This is a genomic window from Dyadobacter jejuensis, from assembly GCF_003149085.1.
Lineage (GTDB): Bacteria > Bacteroidota > Bacteroidia > Cytophagales > Spirosomataceae > Dyadobacter > Dyadobacter jejuensis.
In genome coordinates, this window is the sequence record NZ_QGDT01000002.1 from 231932 (window position 1) to 247201 (window position 15270).

Below are 15270 nucleotides of genomic sequence, written 5' to 3' on the forward strand. Positions count from 1 at the left end.
AAAAGAAAAAGGAACTATGCTTCCTAGCGAAAGCATAGTTCCTACAAACTTAATCAATATGCCATTAAGATTTATTGATCGTAGCCTGGGTTTTGTATCAAACTAGCATTCCTGTTAATTTCATCCCGGCTAAAGGGACGGTAATACATTTTATTGACCCAGGTGCGGTTTTCATGGGCATTATCCGTTACTGGTACATAAGTATAATCGTACACAGTGGTATCGTAATGATAAGGCTCTTTCATGGACATTCCAGCCTTAAATTTACCAGTTACCGAAATATAAGTCAGGCTTCGGCCCAAGGTAGTAGGGGCAATCAGCCACCGACGTGCATCATGGTAGCGCTGCTCTTCATAAGCCATTTCGATACGTTTTTCGTGACGATAAGCCTCCTTAAGCTCCTCTCCTGCTACATTCAGGGCAGGCATACCCGCTCTGAAACGTATCTTGTTAAGCCACTCAAGAGCCTCAGCTTCTTGTCCTAGTTCGATATAGGCCTCTATGGCGTTAAATACGACTTCGGTATAGCGAATAAATGGCCAAGGAATATTTTGACGATCCTTATTTTCAACAATATCTGGATTTGGATCGATAAACTTACGTTGGTAGTAGCCAGTCCGGCTTCCGTTCCAGTCCTCGATTGAGCTCTGACGAGTATCCAACCCTTTGCGGTTGATTAGCTTACCGTCTCCATCCAGGAGGTCATAGGCTCCAGTTTGAATTTGGTCGGCAGGATCGACATTTCCAGATATTTTATCTCTGGGTTTCCAGTCGGCTGCGTCGAACAAAATGGAGGCGTAGAAGCGAGGATCACGATTTACATAAGGCGAAGCGGCATGCACCGGGTTAGCCCAGTTGAATGGGGTACCATCCATCATTTCATAATCGTCGACCAACAAGCCAAGAGGCGTATTTCCAGCCCAGTTATGGTATCCATTGGGCCCGTTGTCCAAACCCTGGCGACGACCGTTGTCACTGGTGAGGTTGGGCGAGAAGAATTTACCGAAGATAATTTCACTCGCTGCAGAAGCATCTACCGACTTGTCGGCACTACCCCCTCCCATAGAGATGGCAATATAGTTTTGCTTACCTTCCTCCGCAGAGACCGGAGCCGTCAAATTCAATTTGTATCCTCCATTACCGGCTGACAATGCCGCTTTGGAGGCATCTAAAGCCGCTTGCCAACGGGCAGTACGATCTCCAGAAAGATACCCAAGGTATTCGGGGTTCCCAAAATCGGCAAACAATGGCACTTTTGACTTTGCAGTAGGGATATCATGAAGGTCACTAGCGGCATATAATAACACCCGAGATTTCAACGCCAAAGCGGCCACTTTGCTCGTACGTCCTTTTACAGAAGTTTTACCGTCTAAAAGCGTTGCGGCCTCATCTAAGTCCTTTACGATAAAATTAATACAATCCTCATAGCTATCGCGGGTTACCGAATAGTCTTCATTGAGTTCATATACCTTCGAGATCAGCGGAACACCACCGTAATAGCGTACCAGTTGCTGATAGTAATAGGCCCGAAGAAACAAGGCCTCTCCCATTAAACGATCTTTAAGGGTCTGATCCTCAAAGGTCGCCGTAGCTAAGTTGGTAATGGCAATATTTGCCGCACGAATGTACTGATACATTTGGCTCCATCCATAGGTGGCATCTACCCATCCTAGGTTTGAGGGGCTCAAGCTTCCTTCATTCACCGTGTTGATATTACGCCCTGTATGGGTAAATACGGCTTCGTCGGACAGGGACGCGAGCATCTGCTCACTAAAACCGCCCTGTTGGAGACCGGCATAGATACCCGTCACGAAACCTTCGGACAATGCCCCGTCACCCCATACGGCAGAACTTGGAATCTCGGTGGGCGGAGTCACTTCCAAAAAGTCGGTATTACAGGCTGTAATACCCACACTGGCCACCACCGCTGCAGCCAGCAATTTACTTATATTTTTATAGTTCAATTTCATATGCTAATTCGTTAAAATGCTATACGTACACCCGCATTGATCACCCTCGACTGAGGATAGAACACCCCATTATTGGTGGTGGATTCTGGATCCCAAACCTTGATTTTATCGAAGGTTAACAGATTCAACCCGTTGACATATATTCTAAAATTGCTCATCCCAATTTTGCTTCCAATGTCTGAAGGCAGGTTGTATCCCAGTTCAATATTTTTCAAACGAAGATAGTTGTTGCTCTTCAGCCAATAGCTGTTAATACCCGCTTGACCGGTGTTGGTATAGTAGGCGTTGCTACGGTTGGTAAGGCGTGGATCTACACTGCTTGGGTTATCGATGGTCCAACGGTTATCGTAGGCATATTTCAAATAGTTACCAATGTCGCCCGATTCCGTCAAACCGATAATTTGCAAGCCACCCGCAGCTCCTTGGAACAACATCGATAGATCGAAGTTTTTGTAAGACATATAAGCGTTGATCCCGTAGGTAAACCATGGGCGCTGTACCTTATCGGTACGAATCCGGTCGTCGGCAGTGATTTTACCGTCAGGACTATTATTTCCATTAGCATCCTTAGGGCCACCTACATCCTTGAATTTCATATCGCCAGGACGCAAAGTTTTCGTGATGCCACTGTAATCTAAAGTATTGGCGTCGATCTCTGCTTGATCTTTAAACACCCCGTCGTATTGGTAAACCAGGTAAGATTGGTACGGCATACCGGTGGTTCTTTGGTAAGATGGTGCACCAGGTGTTTCATCCCAGAATTTGATCTGGTTTTTGGCATAGCCTCCATTTACCCCAATAGAATAGGTAAAATCGTCGAAATTAGAGTCATAACTCAACTTAAATTCCCAACCTTTATTCTGCAATTTACCCAAGTTTTGAGGGGGTAATTTCCCATCGATACCCGCTGTAGAGGGAGTAGAACCCACTTTAGGAATAAGGATTTTGGAACGGTTATTGATGAAATAATCGAACTCAAAAGCCAATTTTTCTTTCAACAATGTACCTTCAATACCAAAGTTAACATTATTGGCGACCTCCCAAGTGAAGCTGTTATTGGCCACACGAGATTCCAATAACGTCTTAGCCACCTGATCGTTGATTACGTAAGACCCAAAGCCCATTGTAGACAGGTATTGGTATTCAGCCAAAGTTTCGGTACCCAGGAAATAGGGCTCCGCACCCATTTGGCCCCACGATCCTCTTAACTTGACATTCTTAACAACATCGATATTGTTTTTCCAGAAATCCTCTTCCGATATGCGCCATCCGGCCGACACCCCAGGGAAGAATCCGAAACGTCCTTCTTTAGGGAATACATAGGATCCATCGACCCTCCACAAGAATTCTGCCAGATATTTTTCCTTAAAGTTATAGCCAGCCCGTCCGAAGTAGCTCAAACGAGCCCGGTTATAAAGTAGGTTAGTTGTTCCATTGGTATTTCCAAGATTTTGCTCGGCATTACCACCGGCAAACAGTTGATCGACCACCGGCGAGATAAAGTACCTTCTATAAGCGAAGAATCCGTCGGCATCCACTTTTTCACGTTGAATACCCGCCATCACATTGAAGTTATGAGCTCCAACTGATTTTTCATAAGATACCTGTCCCGTTAGCTGAATAGACAGTTCTTGGGAAAAAGTTTCGGTAAGGCGTGGATCGCTAAAAGTAGAACGAACCGACCCTGTAAGTAATGGAGAAATCCCATCGGCTTCGTAGCTTTTCTTATCCCAGTAGTAGAGCGTCCAAGGTGTTTCCCAGTTTTTTTGCTTCCGCAACTGTTTGTCAATTGCCGCCATGGCATTTACTTTCAAACCAGGAACGCCAGGGATCAGGATCTCTAATCCACCGTTGGTTTGAATATAGTCTCTCTTATCATCATTAAAACCAGTCGAATTGGTCGTTGTTAGTACCGGATTTTGTCCATTCTCGATATCGGGTCCAGGACGTCCGTCGGGCCATTGGGCAATTTCGTTGGGTTTACCACGCATCAGCATCCTGAAGATACTCCCTGAGGTGTTTCCACCACTAGGGAAATACCGGTTCTCCTCCCTTAATACCAGACCAAGATTAGCTTTTACATACTTATTGATTTTGGTATCCAAGTTCAAACGCATATCGTACTGATTGTAGCCAGTAGCACTGTTCTTATAGATACCGTCCTGTTTGAGATACCCCAAGGAAGCTAAAAATTGGGTATTTTCGCTACCACCGGTCACTTGCACATTATGACGCTGTTGGGGAGCCCATTTGCGCAATACCGTATCGTACCAGTCGGTATTAGGATGAGTGAGTGGGCTACTGCCATCCTGGTATTTCTGCAAGTCATCCTGCTTATAGTTCGCTACCAATTCGGCATCCTTGTCGGTACGCTGGTACACCCCAGTCGTCTGAAAAGCATCATAAGCGCCCTGCCACTGATCGACCGGAAGGTTATCATAAATTTGCAGTTCGTTTCTGATGGTAGAGTATTCATAAGCATTGGCCATAGTAGGCGTCCTAGTAGGCTGGGATAGCCCAAAGTTCATATCATAGGAGATCTGTGGTTTTCCTGTCTTCCCTCTTTTGGTGGTGATCAGGATAACTCCATTACCCGCACGCGAACCATAAATGGCCGCAGCAGCATCTTTAAGGACGGATACACTTTCGATATCCGCTGGGTTGATGCGGTCCAAACCTCCAGAACGGTTAGGAACTCCATCGACCACGATAAGGGCATCGCTGTTTCCTAGGGAGTTGGTACCCCGGATACGGATGGCCGAGCCATCCTGCCCAGGCTCTCCACTGGCCTGCACGGCCGATACGCCAGGAAGGCGTCCTCCTAGGGAGTTGGAAAGGTTGGTGGCTGGTGCTTTGGCCAAATCTGCTCCTTTAACGGCCGTTACCGAACCGGTTAAAGTGGCCTTTTTAGCGGTACCATACCCCACCACCACTACTTCTTCCAAGGCCTTGGTGTCGTCCATCAGGACTACATCGATCTTGGATCTGCTTCCTACTTGAACTTCTTGTGAAAGATAGCCAATAAAAGAATAGATTAAGGTGTTACTCCCATCGGGAAGCGATACGGAATACTTCCCATCAATATCGGAAACAGTACCCGCCGTTGTTCCTTTGACTACCACACTCACTCCAGGGAGTGCCTGTCCTTTGTTATCCTGCACTACCCCTTCGACGGTTTTTTGGGCCATAGCGCCAAACGCCGTCATGAAGGCGAGTAACAGTGAAAATACGAATCGGGAATGATCCCGGCTCGCCCATCGAGTAGTAATTCTCATAGATTGTTGGTTAAAATATGATTAGAAATGGTAAAATTTTGGCAAAATCAACTCACCATCGGTAACCTCCATAGGCAGGCCCTTCAAACGATCTTGATGCTTAGAAAAGGTACCCATCAACCCCTTTAGAAGTACTTTATGATAGGTTAATTATGCGCATACAAATTAATAATTCGAATTAGAATTTCAAGTGTAATTTTAACACAAACTATTAATTGACTCCACAAAGTTATAAAGAATGTAATATTATAGAGAAGAATCTATTCCTTTATTTTTAATTAATATTAAATAACCGCCAAAAATTATTAAAAAGGAATTAAAATTACTTTGTAACTCAACTGATGTTTTTCTAATACATACGACTTCTATAAAACATTTATCCACTGTATTTTACAGAAAAATAAAATTGTATTTTTCAAACTCCAAACAGGGAGGTACCATATCTAATAGCAAGTAAATACCCTTAAATTTATATATCAAAATTGCCAAAATAATATCATAATAATCGCTTATCTTCACATCCTAATCACATGTGATAACCCGGATGAAAAATAAGTACATACCTTTCCTGTTAAGCCTGCTATTGTGGGGCTGTGATCAGGGCTCCTCCCCCGAGGAGTATAATGCGAAAGCCAGCAACCCACAGTATTTACACGAAACCGTTACGCATTTAACGGACGTCATTATACACGATATATTTAAACCGCCTGTAGCCAGCCGCATTTATGCCTATGCCAGCCTTGCGGCCTACGAAGCCTTAGAACCTGGAAGTGACGACTTTCAATCCTTAGGAGGGAAACTAATCGGTTATCAAAAACCGGCTCCTCCACAAGCTCAAGAAGAATACTGCTACCCCCTTGCCAGCATCCAGGCGTTGATGGTAGTAGGAAAAGCCCTTACATTTTCCGAAGATATGTGGGTAGATTATCAAAGAGACCTGTTAGATAAGTACAAAAGTATGGGGATACCTTCGGCTGTTTATAAGCGTTCGGTTGCTTATGGTGATTCCGTGGCCGCGCATGTGCTTGCCTATGCCAATAAAGATAATTATAAGGAGATACGCGGTTATCGTTATACGGTTACTAACGAGCCAGGAACCTGGGTCCCTACTCCCCCTTCATATGCCGATGCCTGCGAGCCCAAATGGAATACGGTAAGGACCTTTACACTCGACTCGGCTTCCTTGTACCGGTGCCCTCCCCCCATACCTTACGACTTAAATAAAAACAGTGCCTTTATGAAGCTATGCATGGAGGTATATGATATCAGCAAGGAATTAACGGAGGAGCAACGTGCCACCGCTTACTTTTGGGACGACAACGCCTTCGTGACCAATGTAGTTGGCCACGCCATGTTTGCCAACAAAAAAATGACCCCTCCGGGCCATTGGCTCGCCATAGCGCGCACGGTAGCTACCGACAAACAGCTTGATCTTATGCACGCCACCGAGACTTACACCTTGGCTTCTTTGGCCTTATACGATGGCTTTATCTCCTGTTGGGATGAAAAATACCGTTCCGTTCGCATCCGTCCAGAGACGGTCATCAATAATGGCTGGGACCCCGCATGGCGCCCTTACCTAGAGACGCCGGCTTTCCCGGAGTATGTGAGTGGCCATAGTGCCATTTCAGCGGCCTGCGGTGTGGTACTTACGGAGCTTCTAGGCGATAATATCGCCTTTACCGACACCACAGAAAGGCAATATGGGCATGGTGTAAAGTCCTTTAAATCCTTTAAAGACGCCTACTGGGACGCCTCTATCAGTCGTGTTTACGGGGGCATCCACTTCCGCGATGGCGTGGAAGAAGGCACTTACCTAGGCGAAAAAATAGGCCATCACGTGTTAAAAACGGCTAGGACTAGGAAGGGGGAATAGGGGTTAGGGGTTAGGGGTTAGGGGTTAAAAGTTAAAGGTTAAAGGCGGCCGCTTTTAACCGCGCGGCGGCCGCCTTCGACTTTTAACAAAACACTAAATCTTCAGGAAATAACACCTAATAACCTAACTCCTATCCCCTACATGATCGCTGTTAAAATGTAGGCCTATGTTTTCACGGCGGGCCATGGCCATTTTGAGCACTAGATAGGCTACGTTGATCATATTCCTAAGTTCACAAATCGGCACCGAAACTTTGGACTCCTTGTACAGTTCTTCATGTTCTTTATGAAGGAGTTCGAGGCGGTCGTAAGCCCTTTTCATCCTACGATTGGTACGGACGATTCCGACATAGTTGGACATGATACTGTTGAGCTCTCGGGTCATTTCGGTCACTAATACATGCTCTTCGGGGTGAGTGGTCCCCGAATCATCCCATTCGGGGATCCCGTCGGGAATGACAGCTCCTGCGAAGCCCGCCACGGCACTTTCGTAGGCCTTATGCCCAAAAACCGCCGCTTCAAGCAGGGAGTTGGAGGCCAGGCGATTCGCCCCATGTAGGCCCGTACAGGCACATTCGCCTACTGCATATAAGAAATTAATATTCGTCTTTCCATGGGCATCTACCCGAATTCCCCCACACATATAATGTTGGGCCGGTACGACGGGGATCATGTCTTTACGTATGTCTATACCAGTATCCAGGCAGTACTGGGTGATATTGGGGAAATGCTCTAAGAATTTGTCATAATCGCAATGACGAACATCCAAATAGACGTGATCGACCCCATTTTTCTTCATTTCAGAGTCGATGGCTCTGGCCACGATATCCCTGGGAGCCAGGGAAAGCCGCTCATCGTAATGCTCCATAAAGGTACTCCCGTCCTCATGTTTCAGGATGCCACCAAACCCCCTTACCGCTTCCGAGATAAGGAATGAAGGCTTTTTTCCTTGTTGATAGAGGCTAGTAGGGTGGAACTGTATAAATTCCATATTATCGCAGATCCCCTTGGACCGGTAGGCCATGGCGATGCCGTCGCCCGTGGCGATGGTGGGATTGGTGGTGCTCTGGTAGATATTGCCGATTCCACCCGTAGCCAACAGGGTGGTTTTGGCCAAAAATTTCTCTACCTGTCCCGTTTTCCTGTTCAAGACGTAGGCCCCAAAACACTTGATATCGTCGTGATACCTATAGATTGTCGCCCCTAATTGATGCTGTGTAATGAGCTCAACAGCATAATAATGGGTGAATATTTGAATGCTTTTATGGCGGCTCACCTCTGCTAGCAGCGCTCTTTCGATCTCTGCTCCTGTAATATCTTTAAAGTGCAGAATACGGTGATCGGAATGTCCCCCTTCTTTGGCCAGGTCATAAGCCCCACCATGCTCCTTATCGAACCGGGTGCCATAGTCAATCAACTCCATAATCCTTTCGGGAGCCTCCTTTACCACAATTTCAACAATTTCTCTATTATTGATACCATCCCCCGCATCCATCGTGTCGTGGATATGTTTTTCGAAGCTATCAGACTCCGCCCATACCACGGCAATACCCCCTTGAGCATATTTGGTATTGGTTTCATCGGCCTGTACCTTGGTAATGACGGCGATGGAAACATCTTGTTGGGTTTGCTCAAAATAGCGGGCTACTTTGGCAGCATAGCTAAGTCCGGCAATGCCCGAGCCTATCACAAGAAAATCGAATTGAGGCATGTAAAAAATAAAAATTACTTATAATTGAATGTATGGAAGGCTCCCCTTCCTCCCTATGCGAGAGGCCATGAGCCAGATGCTTTAAAACAGACTAGCACGCTAATACTTAAATTCCCTTACTGAGCTCCAGCATCCGTTCTAGGGAACCATAAGCCTTCAGGCGAATGTCTTCAGGAACATGTATTTCAGGCTGTTCGTAACGCAGGGCATTGTACACCTTTTCGAGGGTATTCATTTTCATATAGGGGCATTCGGAGCAGGCACAGGTATTATTATCGGAGCCAGGAGCTGGTATCAGCTTTTTGCCGGGAACCGATTCTTTCATTTTATGCAAGATTCCGGCTTCGGTAGCTACAATAAACTTTTGATGATTCGACGCCTTTACAAATTTGAGAAGGCCGGTAGTAGAGCTTACAAAATCGGATTGGAGCAGAATATCTTCCTTGCATTCTGGATGGGCGATCAGCAAGGCATCGGGATGCTCTACGCGCAATTGTGCCAATTTCTCCCTGGAGATGTCAATATGGACGATACAGGCTCCATCCCACAACACCATGTCGCGTCCTGTTTTCTGAGCCACATACCTACCTAAGTTGGCATCGGGTGCGAATATAATTTTCTGATCCTTTGGCAAACTCTCCACGATTTGCAAAGCATTGGAAGAGGTGCAAACGATATCGGTAAGGGCTTTTATTTCGGCCGAGCAATTGATATAGCTAATAACGATATGGTCGGGATGCTGGGCCTTGAATGCCGCAAACTTATCGGCTGGGGCAGAGTCAGCCAGTGAACAACCGGCATTCATATCGGGAATAACGACTTTCTTATTGGGGCTCAATATCTTGGCAGTCTCCCCCATGAAGTGTACACCACAGAATACGATCATTTCGGCTTCGGTAGCCGCTGCCTGTTGCGACAACCCAAGGCTATCACCAATATAGTCGGCAAGATCCTGAATGGCACCATCCACATAATAATGGGCTAATATGACCGCATTTTTTTCAATTTTCAATCTATTAATTTCCGCTATCAGATCAATATGCTCCGAAACTTTCTCTGTCACATAGCCATAGCGGCTTACCTGTTCTTGGATGGTTGTCATTCTAAAAGGAATAAATGGCTTTAAATTAAGAATTAAAAATCCGTTTCTAATTACGATAATAACAAGATTAAAAACAAAAATGGACGATCACCAGACCATAATTGGCTTAAATTCTCAACAAAAATACGGATAAAACCGCCTAAAGTCTCGTATTAGCCTAAAATAGAGTAACGGAGTGCCTTTATTCCAGTTTTAAAAAACAGCCTCTGCACGGCCCCATCAAAAAATAAGGTTAACAAACCATGCACCTAGGGCTGGTTTGTTAACCTTATATATATACTACTGTTATTTTTCTTACACTAAAGAACCCAGCGAAAGAATGCATATAAAGAGCCAGACAAAAACATGGTCACTGGCAAGGTAAGCACCCAAGCAATCACAATGTTCCGGATGGTCCCACCCTGAAGGTTTTTCACCCCCTTGCTGGCGACCATAGACCCAGCGATACCCGAAGACAAAACATGGGTGGTGCTCACTGGCAGACCCAGATAAGAGGATACCCCTATGGTACTCGCAGCCACCAGCTCAGCAGAAGCTCCTTGAGCATAGGTAAGATGCTGCTTCCCAATTTTTTCTCCAATGGTCACTACAATTCTCTTCCAACCCACCATAGTTCCTAAGCCTAGGGAAAGGGAAATCATCAGGATTACCCATCCTGGAGCGTAATCGGTAAAGCGGCGTACACCAGCCTCTCCAACGGCCTGATTCTTGAGGTAGGCTTTATCCGCAGCACTCAAATTTACGTTACTATCTTCGAGCAAGGTTTTAGACCCGCGGCTGATCAGCAATAGGGCGCGGCGCGCCTCCATACGGTCGCCCTCGGCCATCTGATGGTCCACCATCGGCTTCTCTATGAGTTGCTCAAGATTGACAAACTCCCCTTTCATGGTGCGTATCATTTGGCGGTTGGTCAAAGATAGCGCTGTGGTGTCGATACGTCCGATGACCTGCTCAATCTGCAAAATTTCATTTTTCATGGTAGCCGGATCCTTGCTACTATCGAGAGCAAACTGGGCCGGTACGATCCCTATCAATATCAGCATCACCAGACCTACCCCTTTTTGTCCGTCGTTGGAGCCATGGAAGAAACTCACCAAGGTACAGGTAACGATCAAAATCCCCCGAATCCATATCGGTGGGGGCTGGTTCTTTTTGGGCTCACTAAATATTACATCCCGAATGGTCTTGCTTAGCAATCGACGCAACATAAACATGAGGATAATGGCCAATGCAAATCCAAAAATAGGAGAAGTCAATAAGGACATAAACAATTCCTTGGCCTTGGACCAGTTAACACCTACCCCCTGGTTATTCTCTGGCATAAAAGTGAAGGCGAGTCCTACCCCTAAAATAGACCCGATCAGGGTATGGGAGCTAGAGCTGGGTAGTCCAAAATACCAGGTTCCCAAGTTCCAGATAATCGCACTAAAAAGGAGCGAGAAGATCATGGCTACGCTATGGTAGACATTTTGATCGATCAGCAATTCCACAGGCAAAAGATTGACAATCCCCATAGCCACGGCGATACCACCAAAAAATACGCCTAAAAAGTTCATAAAACCCGACCAAACGACGGCAATGTTCGGTTTTAGGGAATTCGTATAAATGACCGTGGCCACGGCATTGGCCGTATCATGAAAACCATTAACAAATTCGAAGGCACAAGCAGCGAGAATACTGAAGGCTAGAAGGAAAAAAATGTCGGTTTCCAGACCAAACATAAAATTGAGGATATAAAGTGGTAAATGAAGATATGAGTAATTTTATAAAGTCATTGCCCGTCCTAATGGCTAGACTTATTCAAGAGGTAATGGTATTATTTATTTTGATCACTTTTATAAAATGTAATAGGGACAAAATTACTTAGAGTTTGTCGAAAGAAGATTAAGAATTTGTTAAACCTCTTTCCAGTACGCTAAAAGTCCTCGTTTTGTGGTAAAAATTTTATCAGGCCGCCTTTTCTTTATTTGCCAATTGGCCACAGGCGGCGTCAATATCTTTGCCCCTACTTCTGCGCACATGAACAGAAACGCCACGTTTTTCTAAAAATGCTGCAAACTGATCCAGTTTATCGGCCTCCGTATTTTTAAAGTCAGCTTCGGCGATAGGGTTATATTCGATGATATTTACCCGTGCTGGGACCCGCTTGGTAAATTCCCAAAGTTCCTGCGCATCCTGAAGGGTATCGTTAAAATTATTGAAAACAATATATTCGAAGGTGATCCTGTTTCCTGTTTTTTTATAAAAATAGTTGAGCGCCTCGGCCAAATTGTCCAGGGAGTTCGACTCATTAATAGGCATAATCTGATTGCGCTTCACGTCGTTGGCGGCATGTAGCGACAGTGCTAGCCTGAAACGTACCTGATCATCTCCTAATTTAGTGATCATTTTGGCGATTCCAGCAGTAGAAACCGTGATCCTTTTAGGCGACATATTGAGGCCTTCAGGAGAAGTTATCATTTCGATGGACTTGAGTACATTGGTATAATTGAGCAAAGGCTCCCCCATTCCCATGTACACGATGTTGGTTAGTGGGTTGGCAAAGCTACCTTCCGCCTGTCGGGCTATAGCTACTACCTGGTCGTATATTTCGGCAGCATCTAGATTCCGCTTTCGATCCATATAACCTGTTGCACAGAACTTGCAGGTAAGCGAGCACCCCACCTGGCTACTCACACAGGCGGTCATGCGGTCGGTGGCTGGAATAAGGACTCCTTCTACCAAATGGCTATCATGCAAGCGAAACGCCGACTTGATGGTTCCGTCATTGCTCTGTTGGCTCTTAGCCGTAGAAATTCCGTTGATTACGAAATGATTTTGTAGTAAGGCCCTAGTAGCCAGGGACAAATTGGTCATCTCGTCGAAAGAAAGAGCAGATTTTTTCCATAACCACTCGTAGATTTGTTTCGCTCGAAACGCCTTCTCTCCATTTTCCACCATCCAACTCTTTAGCTGATCGAGTGTAAGCTTCCTAATATCCGTTTTCGCCTGGTCGCTGCTCATTATATTGTCTTTCCTATATACTTAAATTAAAGCACAAAGGTATCTAAAAAGGAGGTAAAAAATGCTACTTCAAGGCTCGGGGTTCTACAACTTCTCCTCCTGAGGCTCTACTTCTTCGAGGTATTCCGATTTCCACTCTTGTATGAGCTCCGTTCCTTTAGGCATCCATAGCATGGCCTTATTGATCAGCTTGGGGGCAATGGGCACTACCACTGGGTATAGGTAGGTGTCGTCGGTACGGTGAGCCGGTAGGTCGATGCCGATCAAATTGACCAACCAAAAAAATATACTAATTCCAAACACCCAGGTAACAATCCCTACCAATGCCCCGGCAAATCGATCGAACATGCCTAATATTGAATAGCGAATAGACTTGCGTATGGCATAGCCAAACTGATTCAACAAGAATATAGTAGGGAAGAAAATAAGGGAAAAGCCAATGTATGGCAATATTCGGCGGGCTATGGAGTCGCCCAAATAGGGAGAAAGGACCTCCATCCCCAAGCCTAAAAATTTAAACCCCAAGACCATCGCCACCACCAAACCGGCGATGCCAATGATCTCGATAAGCAATCCTTTGCGATACCCATGCATAGCACCCCAAAGTAATGGTAAAAGGATGATGACATCCACTAACTTCATGCCAGCAATCGCTTTACGGTCGCCGATACCACTCTTCCTTCGGCGACACCAGCCAATTCTTTGGTGGCCACGCCCATTACCTTACCCATGTCGCTGGGCGCACTAGCTCCCACTTGGGCGATAATCACCTTTAAGCGTTCCTCGATTTCGGCCTCTGTAAGCTGTTTGGGAAGGAACTGCTCAATAATGGCTAGCTCTGCTTCCTCTTTTTCCAACAAATCGGCCCGCCCTTGATCCTTGTATATCTCCGCAGATTCGCGTCTTTGCTTAGCCGCTTTGGTAAGCAACTTCAACTCCTCCTCGGCCGACAAGTCGCCTGTGGCAGCACCCTTCGTTTCTTCTAGTAAAATAAGGGATTTGATGGCACGCAGGGCCCTTAGTGTATCTTGGTTCTTGGCACGCATGGCATCCTTAATGCCTGCTTCTACCTGACTTTTTAAAGACATGATCTATAATTAATGTTAATAAATACGTAAATTTAGATTACCTGAATGCTAAATTTGTAAATAGAGCGACAAAGTTACACGAATCGTTTCAAAACCTGAGCTTTCCAAAGCTATTTGGCAGTCAAATACCAGATTAATATACTCCAATTATATTTCCATATGACCCGGCTTAGCGTCAATATTAACAAAATTGCCACCCTTCGAAACTCTCGCGGAGGCGACAATCCTAATGTAATAAAGGTGGCACTAGATTGCGAACGATTTGGTGCCCAAGGCATTACCGTACATCCTCGTCCCGATGAGCGCCACATTCGCTATCAAGACGTGTATGACCTTAAAGAGGTACTACGAACTGAATTCAATATAGAGGGCAACCCTTTGGAGAAAAAGTTTGTGGAATTGGTGCTAGCCAACAAGCCCGACCAGGTAACCTTGGTCCCCGACACCTTACAGGCTATCACGTCTAATTCTGGATGGGACACCATCCGTCACCGGGCACAACTCACAGACCTGATCGGTCAATTTAAGGCCGCCAAAATACGGGTATCTGTCTTTGTGGATGCCGACCCACATATGGTAGAAGGAGCAAAACTCTGTGGGGCCGATCGGGTGGAGCTCTATACGGAACCCTATGCGGCCGATTATTTCGAAAATCGTCAACGGGCCATTCTACCCTTTATTCAGGCTGCAGAAATCGCCAGAGAAGTTGGATTGGGCCTCAATGCCGGTCATGACCTCAGCTTAGACAACCTGAAATTCATATGTCAATCGATTCCTTGGCTCGACGAGGTATCTATAGGACACGCCCTGATAGCCGATGCGCTTTATTTTGGCTTGGAAAACACCATCCAAATGTACCTAAGAGAAACCGTACTATAACAATACGATGGCGCATAGAGTCCATTAGGCTCCATGCGCCATCGCGATTACTTTCCACCAAACTGCTGGGCTACCTGCATGGCCACCGCCATATCCCCGTCAATCTTCAGTTTCCCACTCATCAACGCCATCATTGGGTTCAGGTCCCCGTCCAATAATTTCAAAGCATTTTTTACAGAAACTTCCAAGGTACAATCCGCCGCTGCATTCTCGTTGGAGATGACATGAGGTTGTGCCTTTCCGTCTACGAAAACCATACCCTCATCCGTTTTAAATTTTAGCGTGGCATCCAAATCATCTCTTTCACCCAGAATACCCTTGATACGATCCGTTAATAGCTGTAGACTCATAAAGGTTTATTGTATAA

The 15270-nt window shown here is 45.7% G+C and carries 11 protein-coding genes; 2 read left to right on the forward strand and 9 right to left on the reverse strand.

Annotated elements, in window-relative coordinates; translation table 11 throughout:
- Positions 1-71: 71 nt before the first annotated feature.
- Complete coding sequence (locus tag CLV98_RS05185; RefSeq protein WP_109673252.1) at positions 72-1970, reverse strand: RagB/SusD family nutrient uptake outer membrane protein; 1899 nt, start codon at positions 1968-1970, stop codon at positions 72-74.
- An 11-nt stretch (positions 1971-1981) separates the two neighbouring features.
- Complete coding sequence (locus CLV98_RS05190; protein WP_310588700.1) at positions 1982-5245, reverse strand: SusC/RagA family TonB-linked outer membrane protein; 3264 nt, start codon at positions 5243-5245, stop codon at positions 1982-1984.
- 544 nt (positions 5246-5789) lie between these two features.
- Here CLV98_RS05190 and CLV98_RS05195 point away from each other — a divergent pair.
- Positions 5790-7121, forward strand: coding sequence for a vanadium-dependent haloperoxidase (locus CLV98_RS05195; protein ID WP_109673254.1), 1332 nt, complete (start codon positions 5790-5792; stop codon positions 7119-7121).
- A gap of 123 nt (positions 7122-7244) precedes the next feature.
- Here CLV98_RS05195 and nadB read toward each other — a convergent pair whose 3' ends face one another.
- The 6 genes from nadB to CLV98_RS05225 form a co-directional block, all read right to left on the reverse strand.
- Positions 7245-8831, reverse strand: a complete 1587-nt coding sequence (gene nadB / locus CLV98_RS05200; protein WP_109673255.1) for an L-aspartate oxidase — start codon at positions 8829-8831, stop codon at positions 7245-7247.
- Between the two features lie 106 nt (positions 8832-8937).
- Positions 8938-9933, reverse strand: a complete 996-nt coding sequence (nadA, locus tag CLV98_RS05205) for a quinolinate synthase NadA (RefSeq protein ID WP_109673256.1) — start codon at positions 9931-9933, stop codon at positions 8938-8940.
- A gap of 299 nt (positions 9934-10232) precedes the next feature.
- On the reverse strand, positions 10233-11654 hold the full coding sequence (locus CLV98_RS05210; RefSeq protein ID WP_109673257.1) for an inorganic phosphate transporter: 1422 nt from the start codon (positions 11652-11654) through the stop codon (positions 10233-10235).
- Positions 11655-11880: 226 nt separating this feature from the next.
- A complete protein-coding gene (gene rlmN, locus CLV98_RS05215; RefSeq protein ID WP_109673258.1) occupies positions 11881-12936 on the reverse strand; it encodes a dual-specificity RNA methyltransferase RlmN in 1056 nt (351 codons plus the stop codon).
- Between the two features lie 84 nt (positions 12937-13020).
- Positions 13021-13578, reverse strand: a complete 558-nt coding sequence (locus tag CLV98_RS05220) for a CvpA family protein (protein WP_109673259.1) — start codon at positions 13576-13578, stop codon at positions 13021-13023.
- Positions 13575-14024, reverse strand: coding sequence for a GatB/YqeY domain-containing protein (locus CLV98_RS05225; protein ID WP_109673260.1), 450 nt, complete (start codon positions 14022-14024; stop codon positions 13575-13577). The genes CLV98_RS05220 and CLV98_RS05225 overlap by 4 nt, the downstream gene beginning before the upstream one ends.
- Positions 14025-14183: 159 nt before the next feature.
- Between CLV98_RS05225 and CLV98_RS05230 the strand changes: the two genes are divergently transcribed.
- Entirely contained in the window at positions 14184-14903 is a 720-nt protein-coding gene (locus CLV98_RS05230; protein ID WP_109673261.1) for a pyridoxine 5'-phosphate synthase, read from the forward strand.
- Between the two features lie 47 nt (positions 14904-14950).
- Here the strand turns inward: CLV98_RS05230 and CLV98_RS05235 are convergent, their stop codons facing one another.
- Entirely contained in the window at positions 14951-15253 is a 303-nt protein-coding gene (locus tag CLV98_RS05235) for an SCP2 sterol-binding domain-containing protein (RefSeq protein WP_109673262.1), read from the reverse strand.
- Between the last annotated feature and the right edge of the window lie 17 nt (positions 15254-15270).